We start from the raw sequence: 13,325 nt of genomic DNA on the forward strand, positions 1-13,325 counted from the left end.
GGCCATTGGACGAATCCGTGCAAAGGCATTGGCGACACCGACGCCGCGCCAGCGAATCTCCGTCTTTCGACGCAGCCTTTCATGGACCTCGCGCGGGACGCAGGACCTTGCGGCCAGCGTCACAGTCATCTCCATGCCCGACGCCCCTTCGCTTCCGCCCGCACCGGCCCCACCGCCGGTCGCGTCGATCACGCCGCCCGCACCGGTCGCGCGCACGTGGCGCACCCTCGCCCGCATGGCCTTGCTCGTCGCGCTGGTGCTGCTGGTGTTCATGATCGCGCAACGCTGGGACGCATGGACCGGCGGCAGGCTGCACCAGACGACCGACGATGCCTTTCTCCAGACCGATATCACGCCCCTCGGCGCCAAGGTCTCGGGCTACGTGCTGGAAGCGCCGGCCGGCGACTTCGCGGCCGTGCGGCGCGGCCAGTTGCTGGTGGCCCTGGCGCCCGACGACTACCGCGCCCAGCTCGCGCAGCAGGATGCCAACGTGGCCGCGGCGTTGGCGGCACTCGCCAACAACAGTGCACTGGTCGATCTCCAGCATGCCAACGTGCGAGCCGCCCAGGCGGTGATCGCGAACGCGCAGGCCGTGCTTGCGCGCAACCAGCGCGAGGCTTCGCGCCAGCGCCGGCTCGCCAGCGATGGCGCCGGCACCGAGCAGTCGCGCGAGACCGCCGATACCAGCGAGCGGCAGAGCACCGCGCAGCTCGAACAGTCACGCGCCCAGTCGACGGCCGCCGAGCGCCAGCTCGACGTGCTGGCGGCGCAGCGCAAGCAGGCGGACGCGGCCCTGTCGGCCGCCCGTGCCAACCGGGAAATCGCTGCCCTCAATCTCGGCTACACGCGCATCGTCGCGCCTGACGATGGCGTGGTGGGGCAGCGCCAGGTGCGCGTCGGCCAGTACGTCTCGACCGGGCAGCAGGTGGCGGTGCTGGCCGCGTTGCCCCGCCTGTGGGTGCTCGCGAATTTCAAGGAAACGCAGATCCGCCGCATGCGCATCGGCCAGCCCTGCGAGATCGCCGTCGATGCGTTCCCCGGCTCGCGCCTGGCGGGGCATGTGATCGGCTTCGCACCGGGCACCGGCTCCCAGTTCGCGCTGCTGCCGCCCGACAACGCGAGCGGCAACTTCACCAAGGTCGTCCAGCGCGTGGGCGTGAAGATCGCGCTCGACGACCAGGGTTCGCTCGCCGAGTTGCTGCGTCCCGGGCTGTCGGTCGTGGCTTCCGTCAGGACCGACGAATGACACCGGCAGCCGCGTCGCGTCCGCAGGCGCCGCCCCTGCTGGGCCTGGGCGCGGTGCTGCTCGGCGCCTTCGTCTCGACGCTCAACGGCCGGCTGTCGACCTTCGGCCTCGCCGACATCCGCGGTGCAATGGGCCTGGGCTTCGACGATGCGGCATGGCTCACGACGGCGCAGACGGCCGCGCAGATGATGGTCGCGCCGCTGGCGGTCTGGGCTGCGACCGTGTTCGGCCCGCGGCGGGTGCTGCTGGCCGGTTGCGTGGTGTTCGCGACCGCCTCGGCACTCGCGCCCTTCAGCCGCGGTATCGCTCCCCTGCTCGCGCTCCAGTTCATCGGTGGCCTCGGCTCGGGCTGCTTCATGCCGCTGACCATCATGTTCGTGTTGCGCAACCTGCCGCCGCGCTACTGGGCACTCGGCATCGCGCTCTATGCGCTCAACATCGAGGCCTCGCTGAACATCGCGGCATCGGTCGAGGGCTTCTACGTCGACCGCCTCTCGTGGCAGTGGATCTTCTGGCAGAACCTGCCGCTTGCGGTCGCGATGGCTTTCTGCGTGCACTTCGGCATGCCGCGCGAACCGGTGGATCGCAAGGCCGCGCGGGACGCGGACTGGTTCGGCATGGCCTCCGCCTCGCTCGGCTTCGGGCTGCTCTATGCCGCGCTGGACCAGGGCAATCGTCTCGACTGGCTGGCGTCGGGCCTGGTCGTCGCGCTGCTGGTGGGCGGCAGCTCGCTGGTGGTCGCCTTCTTCGTGCACGAGTCGATCACGCCACAGCCCTGGATCGACGTGAGGCTGCTCACGCGAGGCTACCTCCCGATCCTGCTGCTGCTGGTGATCGAGGTCCGCTTCGCATCGCTGGGCACCGGCTTCCTGGTGCCGCAGTTCCTGACCGCCGTGCGCGGCTTCCGTCCGCCCGAGGTCGGCGCCGTACTGCTCTGGCTCGCGCTGCCGCAGTTGGTCGCGGTCCCGCTGGCCGTGCTGCTGCTGCGCCATGTCGATCCGCGCTGGGTCGCCTTCACCGGCATCGCGATGATCGGCAGCGCCTGCGCCATCACGTCCAACGGCCTGACGGCCTCTTGGTCGAGCGCCGACTTCCTGCCGACCCAGTTGCTCCAGGCCCTCGGACAGACCTGCGCCATCAGCGCCGCGATCTTCATCGGCGTGCTGAACCTGAAGCCGCCCGACATTCCGACCTTCAGCGTGATGATCCAGATCGCCCGCCTGTTCGGCGCCGAGGTCGGCTTCGCGTTTGCCGTGACCTTCGTGCGGACCAGCGAGCAACTGGCATCGCATGTCTTCGGCAATCATGTCCAGGCCGGCGTGGTCGGCACGCTGGCGCGCTTGCAGGGCATCGGCGCGGGCCTTGGTGTTGCACCTCAAGGCGCGGGTGCGGCATTGGCAAGATCGGCGGCACTGCTCGCGCAGGCGGTGCGCACGCAGGCCAACCTCCAGGCCTGCATCGAGGGATTCGGGCTCATCGCGGCCAGCACGGCGCTCGCGTTCTGGCTGCTGCTCGCACTCGATGCGCCACCCAAGGGGCCGGCCTCGCCGCATGTCCTGCGCTGGCGCGGGGGCGGAACGTGAAGGCCCGTCGACCGATCGCGATCGTCGCGATGGCCTCGATGGCCGCGATCTCGGGCTGCACGCTGGGACCGGAATTCAGGCAGCCGCCGTTGCCCGCCAGGTCCGCTGGCGCCTTCGTGAGCGCATTGCCCGATGCCGAGGCGGCCAGCGAGGCACCCGATGCCTGGTGGCGCCTCTACGACGACGACGCCCTTGCCCGCCTCGTGACCGAAGCCCTGGACCGGAACACCGACCTGGCCGTCGCTGCGGCCAACCTGGCGCTCGCGCAGGCCGTGTGGCAGGAGGCCCGCGCCGGACGCTATCCGACCACCACGCTGACTTCGGGCGCCGTCTATGGCCGCAACCTGATCGCGAATTCGATCGCCGCCGCCTTCAAGGGCCATGCCGAGAACCTGACGACCCTGCTCGGCGGGATCGATGTCGGCTACGAAATCGATCTCTACGGCCGTGTCGCGGGTTCGATCGCTGCGTCCAGCTTCGATGTGGAGGCGACCGCGGCGATGCGTGACGTGGCACGCGTGGCGGTCGCGGCGGAGACCACGCGCGCCTATCAGACGGTGCGCAGCGCCGGCCGTGAGCTCGACGTCGCACAGCGATCGGTCGCGATCGCGGAACAGGCGCTGGCGATCGTCGCGCGCCAGGCCGCCGAGGGCGCAGCATCCGATTTCGATGTCGCCCGCGTGCGCGTGCTGGCCGACCAGGCCCGTTCGCAATTGCCCGCCTTCGAGGGGCGGCGTCAGGCCGCGTTGTTCGAACTTGCGGCGCTGCTCGGACGGGTGCCCGCCGAGGCGCCGTTCGAAGTCGCGCAGGGAAGCACGACAGCGCGCCTGCCGATGCCACTGTCGACAGGGGACGGCGCCGCACTGCTGGCGCGTCGGCCCGATGTTCGCCAGGCCGAGCGTCGCCTGGCTGCGGCCACCACGCGCATCGGCGTCGCGACGGCGGCGCTCTACCCGCGCGTGAGCCTTGGTGCGAGCCTCGGCTTTGCGAACAACGAGGTGCTGAGAAGCTCGAATGCCGTCAGCTTCGCCATCGGGCCGTTGATTTCGTGGAGCTTTCCGGACCAGGCCGTCGCCCGCGCGCGCATTGCCCAAAGCGATGCGGCGGCTGCGGCCGCGCTGGCGAACTTCGACGGCACCGTGCTGCGGGCGCTGAAGGAAGTCGAGCAGGCCATCACCGCATGCAACGCCGAGACGCAGCGCCGTGCGTCGCTCGCCGATGCCGAGACGCACGCAGCGGACGCCTATCGCCTGTCGGGAATCAGACGCCGGGAAGGGGCCCTGAGCCAGCTCGACCTGCTCACCGTCGAGCAGACCCTGCTCGTAGCGCGCGCCGTGCTGGCTGCCGCCGACACCCGGATCATCGACAGCCAGGTCAGCCTGTTCAAGGCGCTTGGCGGCGGCTGGCGCTGACGCGGCGGCTCACTGGCGTTCAGAAGGGAAATCGTTGTGAAATGTCCGTCGCACCGCGACAGTGGAGCCCTCCCCTGCCCATACCAGACCCCAAGGAAATCGACATGAGCACCGACACCCGCACGCCCGTCGTCTTCATTCATGGCCTCTGGCTGCACGCGAGCAGTTGGGAGCCGTGGCTTCGGCTGTTCGACGAGGCCGGCTATGCGTCGACGGCGCCGGGTTGGCCCGGCGAACCCGCGACGGTGGCCGCCTCGCGCGAGTCGCCCGAAGCTGTCGCCGACCGCGGCATCGACGACCTCGTCGCGCACTTCGGCCAGATCGTCGACGCGCTGCCCGCGCCGCCGATCCTGGTCGGCCATTCGTTCGGCGGCCTGATCGCGGAAAAGCTGCTCGGCCAGGGCGTCGGGCGAGCCGCGATCGCGATCGACCCGGCGCAGATCAAGGGTGTGCTGCCCCTGCCGCTCGCGCAGTTGCGGTCTGCCCTGCCGGCGCTTGGCAATCCATTCAACAAGCACCGCGCGGTGTCGCTGACAACGAGCGAGTTTCGCTACGGATTCGGCAACGCCCTGAGCGAGCAGGAGTCCGATGCCCTCCACGAAAGGTGGAGCATCCCGTCTCCGGCGCGCGGGCTGTTCGAAGTGGCGCTGGCGAATTTCACGCTTCATTCGCCAGCCAAGGTCGATACGCGCAACGACTCGCGCGGTCCGCTGCTCCTGATCTCCGGCACGGCGGATCACACGGTGCCCGACGTCACGACCCAGGCCACCTTCCGCCAATACCGTGACTCGACGGCTGTCACCGAACTCAGGCAGTTCGAAGGCCGGGGCCATTCGCTGACCATCGACCTTGGCTGGCACGATGTCGCGGCGGCCTGCATCGCGTGGCTGAAGGCACACGGGATGTGAGGCATGCCCTGCCGCCGCCGATCATTCGATGCGAACGGCGAGATGCGCTGTCATGACGCGGGCACGCCCTCCGGCGTGCGACGAAAGCTGATCGCCATGCGGTTGTAGGCGTTGATGACGCCGATCGCGAGGGTCAGCTCGACCAGTTCCTTCGGCGAGAACTGGGCCATCGCCGCTTCGTAGTCGGCATCGGGCGCGCCCTGTTCCGAGATCAGCGTCACGGCCTCGGCCCAGCGCAACGCGGCCTGCTCCCTCGCATCGAACAGCCCGGCCGCTTCGCGCCACGTCGACAGCAGCATCAGCTTCTGAACCGGCATCTCGGCCTTCAACAAATCCCGTGAATGCATGGCGATGCAATAGGCGCAGCCATTGATCTGCGACGCGCGCAGATAGACCAGGTCGATCAACATCTGCGGCAGGCCAGACTTGGTGACGACGTGGTGGTAGAGGCCGTTGAGCCCGCGCATTCCTTCAGGCGTCAAGGCGAGGTGATCGAGGCGTTGGGTCATGGGAATCTCCTTTCAGCGAGGGTCTGGAACCTTGAGCGGCGCGCCGGTCGGGCCGACGAACACCACCAGAAGGCGCGCCGGTTTCGTGCGGCTGGCGTTCTCCGTCAGCACGTGATGAGCGCCAGGCGCCTCGTACCAGTTCTCTCCGGCGCGATAGACCTTCGCCGGCGCGTCTTCGAGCTGGCTGCGTACGTTGCCCGAGAGCACATAGGCGTACACGAACGCTTCGCCATGCCGATGCGGTCCGGCCTTCGCGCCGGGAGGGAATTCGACGACCGCGGAAGTGAACGTCTTGCCGGGGAGATTGGCGATCGGCTGGCCAAGCAGCGGCGTCACGTTTTCCGAGGGCGGCGCAGCGGATGCCGCCATGCAGCCGAAGGCGCAGGCGAGTGCAGCGAAGTGAATCAATAGCTTCACGAGCTTCTCCTGAGATGTCGAAAAGGCGAGGCCTGGTCAATGGTCCAGGCAGACCATGCCGAGGCGATACGCCTTGTGCACGGCCTCGGTCCGCGAGCGCGCGCCAAGCTTGTTCATGATCGCCCGCACATGGCTCTTTGCAGTGCCGACCGTCACACCCAAGCCTCGCGCGATGTTCTTGTTGCACTCGCCCTGCGACAGCAGGGCAAGCACCTCGGTCTCGCGGTTCGTCAGGTCCATCAGCGTGAGCGCTTCCGCCAGTTGGACCGCGATCGTTGGCGCGATGTATCGGCTGCCTTGCGCGACTGCCGATACCGCCGCATGGATCTCGCGGGCATCGGCCGTTCTCTCGATGATCGCGCCGGCGCCCGCTCTGATCGCTTCTCGAACCACGTGGGGCTGATGCAGATCAGTCATCAGGATGACACGCAGTTTCGGCGCCGCCAGTCGGATCGATTTCATGAAGTCGCGCATCGGCATGTTGCCCAGCGCGGGATCGACAAGCGCGACGGCCGCACCATCCCGGGAGCAGCAGGCCAGGAAGCCTTCGATGGAAGTCGATGATCCTGTCAAGGTGGCGATGCCCGACAGCAGCAGCAGCGACCTCAGTCCGCACACCAGTGTCGGCGAGGGCATGCCGATGACGATCCGCGTGGCGGGCGCTGCGACAGTCGATCGGGGCGCGGCGGGCGGATCGAAGAAGTCGGATGAATATCTGTCGGTCAGCGACTCGTTGCTCGCATCCGGGAACAGTGCGTTCGAGCTCACCACCGAGGACTTGGCCAGGAAATCGGTCATTGGGCGCTCCTGAGGTATGGGTCCCACCTTAGGCGCTGGCAGGATTTCGCGCCTGCTCAGTCCGAGCGCAGCTTGTAGGAAACCGGCATGACCGTGCGCTGGCGACGGGTCAGGTCTGACAAATGGCCAATCGACATCGCCTCGGTGACGGCGCAGATCGCGTGCCTGGCCGCGAAGTCGTTGGCGTCGAAAGCCGCCCGGTACCGCTGGAGCGCAGCTCGCATGTCGTCGCCAATCTGGAAATTTTCCTCATGGCCGGATCGCGCGCAATGAAGCATCAAGGCCCCAGCTTCAACGCCCTTGCCAGACCGCCCCGCGCCTCTCCGCGAACATCTGCAGAAATCGGGGGAGCGGACGCTGCCGAGGATGTCGGCGCTATCGCTGGGTTGAGTTCGGATTGGCGGCGACTCTGCAAGCGCGTCGTCAGCGTGCGCAGAGCGCCGTGCAACCGTCCAGGGCAACCGCGCACCAGGAGAGCGGTCCTGCCAGGGCTTCGAGAAGGTCGGGGGGCAAGCTCATGCAGGCCGCGAGCGCGCCTACACGCCGCTGGCCCCGCGGTTTACTCGTCCAGTCCCGCTGCCGCACGAGGCCGCGCGTGGCTGCGATGGTGGCGGCATGGGTGCGCGAACTCGCACCGAGCTTGCTCATGATCGCCGTCATATGTGACTTGACCGTTCCCGCCTTGATCTCGAGATCCCTGGCGATCGCCTTGTTGGAATCGCCGCTCGCGACGAGGCGAAGGACCTCGATCTCGCGCGACGTCAGGGACGCATGCGTCAGGCTGTCGACCACGCGCTGCGCGACGGAGCGGGAGACGTAGCGGCGGCCGGCGGCCACCGAAGTCGCGCCCTCGATCAGCTCGTCCAGCGGGCCGCCCAGGACGATGTAGCCATGGATGCCCGCCTCGATCGCGCGTCGGATGTCCACCTCGCAATCATTGGTCGTGAGCACGAGGATCCTTGCCCCCGACAGCTCCCCGAAGGAGACGGCAAGGCGCATGGCGTTGTCATAGTCGGTGACGACAACGTCGATGCGGGGTCGGCCTGCAGCCACGGCATCGCCTTCATCGACGAAGGTCTCGAAGGCCGAGAACTGGCGCAGGGATGCCACGAGTCCTGCGCGGAGCAGCGGGTCAGGGTGCATGACAAGGATGGTCGAGGGGCGAGGCGCAACGTGGTTCATCGTTATCTCCACAGGGGCAGCAGGCAGCGTTCGAACGCGCCAGACGAGAGCTTCGCTTTTTCCACGGCCGATGTCATTGGCGCCGGCCTGAAGATTTCCTGATGTCTTGGGGTGGCGGCGTAGACTCGCTTTCGCACAAGCGCCTGGCATCGCTTTAATGACCGCTCCAGCTCAATGGGTCCGCTACCGGTTTGAGCGCTTCGAGCTCCAGCCGGACGAGCGCCGCCTGCTCGCGAGCGGCCAGGCAGTCCATCTCGGCCCGCATGCCCTCGATCTGCTGGCCGCACTGGTCGAGCGCGCCGGGCACCTGGTCAGCAAGGACGAACTGCTGGCCCAGGTCTGGGGCAAGGTGGTCGTCGAGGACAACACGCTGCAGGCGCATGTCTCGGCACTGCGCAAGGTGCTGGGGCCCGAAGCGATCACCACGGTCTCCGGGCGCGGCTACCGCTTCAACTTCGACGTCCTCCGCGACACCGCCGCGCCCGCGCGCGCCTCGCAGCCAAGGCACAACCTGCCCCAGCCCCTGACGAGCTTCATCGGCCGAGAGCGGGAGATCGCGGAGGTCAGGCAGTGGCTGGCCACAACGCGGCTGCTCACGCTCGGCGGTGCGGGCGGCTGCGGCAAGACGCGGCTGGCGTTGCAAGTTGCCGCCTCGATGCTGGAGCGGTATCCGGATGGCGTCTGGTTCGTCGAGCTGGCCCCGCTGGGCGACCCGTCGCTGGTGGCCCAGGCGATGGCCAAGGCCCTCGGCATCACTGAGCAATCCGGCAAGGACCTCATGGAGACGGTGGCCGAGTGGTTGGCGTCGCGGCAGTTGCTGCTGTTGCTGGACAACGCGGAGCATCTGCTCGAGGCATGTGCGCGGCTCGCCGACACCCTGCTGCGGCGCTGCGCCGGGCTCACCCTCCTCGTCACGAGTCGGGAGCGCCTGGGCATCGAGGGCGAACTCACCTACCGCGTGCCATCCCTGTCCGTCCCGCAGGCGCAATCTGACGCGACAAGCGAGGACGTCCTGTCTTGCGAGGCCGCACGCCTGTTCATCGATCGCGCGCGGCTGCAGCGACCGGACTTCGAGGTGGCGGCGAAGAACGCCGCGGCCCTGGCGTCGATCTGCCGGCGCCTGGACGGCATCGCGCTGGCCATCGAACTGGTTGCACCGCAGGTGCGCGTGATGTCGCTGCAGGCGTTGAGCCATCGCCTGGACGACCGCTTCGGCATGCTCACCGGCGGGTCTCGCACGGCGCTGCCGCGCCACCGCACGCTGCGCTCCCTGATCGACTGGAGCCACGAACTGCTGGGCGCGGCCGAGAAGGTGGCGCTTCGGCGAGCGTCGGTGTTTGCCGGCGGCTGGACGCTGCAGGCGGCCGAAGCCGTCTGCAGCGGCGGTGACATCGATCGCGCCGAAGTGCTGGAGCGCCTTGCCTCCCTCGTCGACAAGAACCTCGTCACGATCGACATGCAGGGCGACGAATCGCGCTTCGGCCTGCTCGAGACCGTGCGCCACTACGCGCGGGACCGGCTGCGCGAGAGCGGCGAGGACGAGCCGCTGCGCGATCGCCACGTCGAGTACTTCCTGGCGATGGCGGGCAGGCTGCTCGACCCGCTGCAAACCGATTCCGAACTCCAGGCCAAGCTGCTGCAACTCGACCAAGAGCACGACAACGTACGCGCCGCGCTCGCATGGTGCGAAACCTCGCCCGCGCGATCCACGAAAGGGCTCGCGCTCGCAGGGCAGTTGCACTGGTTCTGGAGAATGCGCGGCCACTACGGCGAAGGGCGCGGCTGGATCGCCCGGCTCCTGGCCATCGCACCCGACACCGAGCGAGGGGAAGCGCACGCCAGCGCGTTCCATGCGGCCGGATCGCTGGCCTACCTTCAGGGCGACTACGCAGTGGCGGAGCGGCGCCATCGGGCAGCACTCGCCATCTGGAGCCGGCTGGGCAATCGCCGGGGAAACGTCCGCTCGCTCATCAGCCTCGGGAGCATCGCCGATGCGCGGGGCGAGCCTGCGGCCGCGCGCGGGCTCTACGAAGACGCCCTGGCCATCGCACGCGAGATCGGCGATCGGCGCAGCATCTCCATGGGCCTGCACTGCCTGGGCGCGGTTGCCTATAACGCGGGCGACTATGCCGCGGCGCAGGCACTGCTCGAGGAATGCGTTGCCGTCAGCCGCGACATCGGGGCCTGGCGGGCGGCGGTGGCGCTGTCGGTGCTGGGCGAGGTACGCCATGCGCAGGGTGCGCTCGATGCAGCCGAGTCCCTGCTGCTGGAAGCGCTGAAGGGGCACCGCGAACTCGGGGACCGGCCCGGCATGGCCAAGACACTTGTCGGGCTGTCGACCGTCGCTCACGATCGCGGCGACATCGCTGCGGCCCGAGCCCGGCTCATCGAAGCGCTGGATCTCGTACCGACCGGCGACGCCCTGTCCCATGCGACGTGGCTGGATGCCTTTGCCGGCCTCGCGCCAGCGTTCGCGGGCGCGGACTGCGCGGCGCGCCTGTGGGGTTGCGTGCAGCGGCTGCGCGAGGAGATCGGGGCGCCGATGTCCACGCCGGAGCGTGCGCGGCGCGGCCGCATGATGGCCAGCGCGCGCAACGCCCTCGCGGACGATGCTGCGTTCGACCTCGCGTGGAACACAGGGCGGTCGTGGACCGTGGACGAAGCGCTGCGGCATGCGCTGACGCTCTGATCGCGTCCCCGGCAAGCCGGACTCGCCAAAAGGTACGAGGACCGGACTGGACCTCTTTCCGATGCGGTGTGACGCGCCGCCCGGCACGCTATCCGACCCTCCATGGAGATCGACCATGAACGACCCTGACTTCACGCCGGACCTGCCGACCACCCGCCGCCAACTGCTCGTCGGCGGGGCGGCGGCCGCAGCGACGCTCGGCTTCCCGCTGGTGGCTGCCGCCGCCGATCCATCTGCCGCGCCCCGGCCGGGCGCACAGCCCAACCCCAACCTCCACAGCGAAAGGCGAACCATGAGCACCTTCACCACCAGGGACGGCACCCAGCTCTACTTCAAGGACTGGGGATCGGGCCCCGTCGTCAGCTTCAGCCACGGCTGGCCGCTGAATTCGGACGCCTGGGAGTCGCAGATGTTCCACCTGGCATCGAACGGCTTCCGCTGCATCGCGCACGACCGGCGCGGCCATGGCCGCTCCAGCCAGCCCTGGAACGGCAACAACATGGACACCTATGCCGACGACCTGAACGAGCTCTTCACTGCGCTGGATGCGAAGAACGTGACCATGATCGGCCACTCCACCGGCGGCGGCGAGGTGACGCGCTACGTCGGGCGGCACGGCAACGGCCGCGTCGCGAGTGTGGTGCTGATGGGCGCGGTGCCGCCGATCATGGTGAAGACCGCGGCCTATCCCGGCGGCCTGCCGATGGAGGTCTTCGACAACTTCCGCAAGTCCTACCTGGCCGACCGGTCGCAGTTCTTCCTCGAGATCGCCAGCGGCCCCTTCTTCGGCTTCAACCGTCCGGCCGTGAAGGTGTCGCAGGGAATGATCCAGGCCTGGTGGGCGCAGGGAATGATGACGGGCCACAAGAACGCCTACGACTGCATCAAGGCCTTCTCGGAGACCGACTTCACCGAGGACCTGAAGAAGATCGACGTGCCGACCTTGATCATCCACGGCGACGACGACCAGATCGTGCCGATCGCCGCGTCCGCACTGCTGTCGGCCAAGCTGGTCCGGGGCTCGGTGCTGAAGATCTATCCGGGTGGCTCGCATGCCCTGGGCGACACCGACCGGACCAAGCTCAACGCGGACCTGCTGGCCTTCGCGAGCTCCACCCACACACCAAGGAGTTCATCATGAACCAGTCCATGTCGGCAGAGAAGATCCCTTCGGCGAACAGCACCGGCGCGCCCTACGTCGCCGGCAACTTCGCGCCCCTCAAGAGCGAGGTCACGGCCTTCGACCTGGAGGTGATCGGCCGAGTCCCCGAGGAACTGAACGGACGCTTCCTGCGCATCGGCCCCAATCCGATCGACGAGCTGGACCGTGTGCAGCTCGTGCGCCATCACTGGTTCGCGGGCTCGGGCATGGCGCACGGCTTGCGCCTGCACGGCGGCGAGGCGGATTGGTTCCGAAGTCGCTTCGTCCTGGACCGGGATGCCGCCAGGGTCCTGAGCCGCAAGCCGATCCCGGGGCCTGGCGAAGGCACGCGCGACGGCAACGTCAACACCAGCCTCATGAACGTCGGCGGCAAGCTGTGCGCGGTCGTCGAGGCGGGCAGCATCCCGGTCGAGCTCGACTACGAACTGACGAGCGTGCGGCGCACCGACTTCGACGGCACGCTCGAAGCAGGCTTCACCGGCCACCCGAAGTTCGATCCGGTCGCGGGCGTGCACCACGCCCTGGCCTACGAACCCTTCCAGCCGATCCGCTACATCTCGGTCGATGGCGACGGGCGTGCCACAACGAAGGCGCGCATCGACCTGCCGCACATCCCGCTGATCCACGACATGGCGTTCACGCAGGGCTTCATCGTCGTGCCCGACTTCCCGGTGACCTTTCAACCCGAGTTGTCCCACACCGACTTCCCGTGGCTCTGGGACGAGCGCCGGGCCTCGCGCATCGGACTCCTGCCACGCGACGGCGATGTGTCTGCCATCCAGTGGTTCGAGGTGCCGCGTTGCTTCGCCTTCCACTTCGTCAATGCCTACGACGAAGGCGATCTCACCATCGTCGACCTGGCACGACACGAGCGGATGTTCCTCACCGACCAGAACGGGCCCAACGAAGGCGCACCCGTCCTGGTTCGCTGGACCTTCCACCGCCCCTCCGGCCGTGTGAGCGAGACCGTGATCGACGACCGCGGCATCGAGTTCCCGCGGATCAACGGGCGCCATGCCGGGCTGCCCTATCGCTACGCCTACACCGCCTTCTGGGGCGACGACGTGGCCTTCGGCCCTGCGATGAAGCACGACATGACGCGCGGGACGACCGAGGTGCATGACTACGGCGCGGGCATGATGACCTCCGAGCCGGTCTTCGTTCGCAAGCCGGGCGCCGCCGCCGAGGACGAAGGCTGGGTGCTGTCCTATGTCTACGACCCGAAGCGCGACCTCAGCGACGTGGTCATCCTGGATGCCCAGGACTTCGCCGGCGAGCCGGTCGCGACGATCCGCTTGCCCGTTCGCGTGCCCTTCGGCTTCCACGGGGGCTGGGCGCCCGACAAGGTGACCGTCGTCGAGTGAGTGTTCAGGCGGGCGGGTCTGCCTCATTTCGGCCGTCGTTCGAGCGGCCGCTGTC

The 13,325-nt window shown here is 68.3% G+C and carries 12 protein-coding genes; 7 read left to right on the forward strand and 5 right to left on the reverse strand.

What is annotated here, in order from left to right:
* Positions 1-133: 133 nt before the first annotated feature.
* From HB681_RS26215 to HB681_RS26230, 4 genes are all read left to right on the forward strand, one after another.
* The gene (locus HB681_RS26215) at positions 134-1,246 is read left to right on the forward strand and encodes an HlyD family secretion protein (RefSeq protein ID WP_213957810.1); all 1,113 of its coding nucleotides are present in this window, start codon (positions 134-136) and stop codon (positions 1,244-1,246) included.
* On the forward strand, positions 1,243-2,829 hold the full coding sequence (locus HB681_RS26220) for an MFS transporter (RefSeq protein ID WP_213957811.1): 1,587 nt from the start codon (positions 1,243-1,245) through the stop codon (positions 2,827-2,829). Before HB681_RS26215 ends, HB681_RS26220 begins: the two co-directional genes overlap by 4 nt.
* Positions 2,826-4,241, forward strand: coding sequence for a TolC family protein (locus tag HB681_RS26225; protein ID WP_213957812.1), 1,416 nt, complete (start codon positions 2,826-2,828; stop codon positions 4,239-4,241). Before HB681_RS26220 ends, HB681_RS26225 begins: the two co-directional genes overlap by 4 nt.
* A 104-nt stretch (positions 4,242-4,345) precedes the next feature.
* Positions 4,346-5,149: an alpha/beta fold hydrolase gene (locus HB681_RS26230; protein ID WP_213957813.1), complete on the forward strand. Its 804-nt coding sequence runs from the start codon at positions 4,346-4,348 to the stop codon at positions 5,147-5,149.
* Positions 5,150-5,199: 50 nt separating this feature from the next.
* On the opposite strand, the gene HB681_RS26235 is transcribed toward HB681_RS26230, so the two are convergent.
* The 5 genes from HB681_RS26235 to HB681_RS26255 all read right to left on the reverse strand — a co-directional run bounded on the left by HB681_RS26235 (position 5,200) and on the right by HB681_RS26255 (position 8,055).
* Positions 5,200-5,658, reverse strand: a complete 459-nt coding sequence (locus tag HB681_RS26235; protein WP_213957814.1) for a carboxymuconolactone decarboxylase family protein — start codon at positions 5,656-5,658, stop codon at positions 5,200-5,202.
* A gap of 12 nt (positions 5,659-5,670) precedes the next feature.
* Positions 5,671-6,075, reverse strand: coding sequence for a cupin domain-containing protein (locus HB681_RS26240; RefSeq protein WP_345944749.1), 405 nt, complete (start codon positions 6,073-6,075; stop codon positions 5,671-5,673).
* 36 nt (positions 6,076-6,111) lie between these two features.
* Entirely contained in the window at positions 6,112-6,873 is a 762-nt protein-coding gene (locus HB681_RS26245) for a response regulator transcription factor (protein ID WP_213957815.1), read from the reverse strand.
* 56 nt (positions 6,874-6,929) lie between these two features.
* Entirely contained in the window at positions 6,930-7,151 is a 222-nt protein-coding gene (locus tag HB681_RS26250) for a hypothetical protein (RefSeq protein WP_213957816.1), read from the reverse strand.
* A 145-nt stretch (positions 7,152-7,296) separates the two neighbouring features.
* Positions 7,297-8,055: a response regulator transcription factor gene (locus HB681_RS26255; RefSeq protein ID WP_213957817.1), complete on the reverse strand. Its 759-nt coding sequence runs from the start codon at positions 8,053-8,055 to the stop codon at positions 7,297-7,299.
* A gap of 157 nt (positions 8,056-8,212) precedes the next feature.
* Between HB681_RS26255 and HB681_RS26260 the strand changes: the two genes are divergently transcribed.
* The 3 genes from HB681_RS26260 (at position 8,213) to HB681_RS26270 (ending at position 13,270) form a co-directional block, all read left to right on the forward strand.
* The gene (locus HB681_RS26260) at positions 8,213-10,744 is read left to right on the forward strand and encodes a tetratricopeptide repeat protein (RefSeq protein WP_213957818.1); all 2,532 of its coding nucleotides are present in this window, start codon (positions 8,213-8,215) and stop codon (positions 10,742-10,744) included.
* Positions 10,745-10,859: 115 nt separating this feature from the next.
* On the forward strand, positions 10,860-11,885 hold the full coding sequence (locus tag HB681_RS26265; RefSeq protein WP_213957819.1) for an alpha/beta hydrolase: 1,026 nt from the start codon (positions 10,860-10,862) through the stop codon (positions 11,883-11,885).
* Entirely contained in the window at positions 11,882-13,270 is a 1,389-nt protein-coding gene (locus HB681_RS26270; RefSeq protein ID WP_213957820.1) for a carotenoid oxygenase family protein, read from the forward strand. The genes HB681_RS26265 and HB681_RS26270 overlap by 4 nt, the downstream gene beginning before the upstream one ends.
* Positions 13,271-13,325: the final 55 nt, after the last annotated feature.

Source organism: Variovorax sp. dw_954 (genome assembly GCF_018449755.1).
Taxonomy (GTDB): Bacteria; Pseudomonadota; Gammaproteobacteria; order Burkholderiales; family Burkholderiaceae_C; genus Variovorax.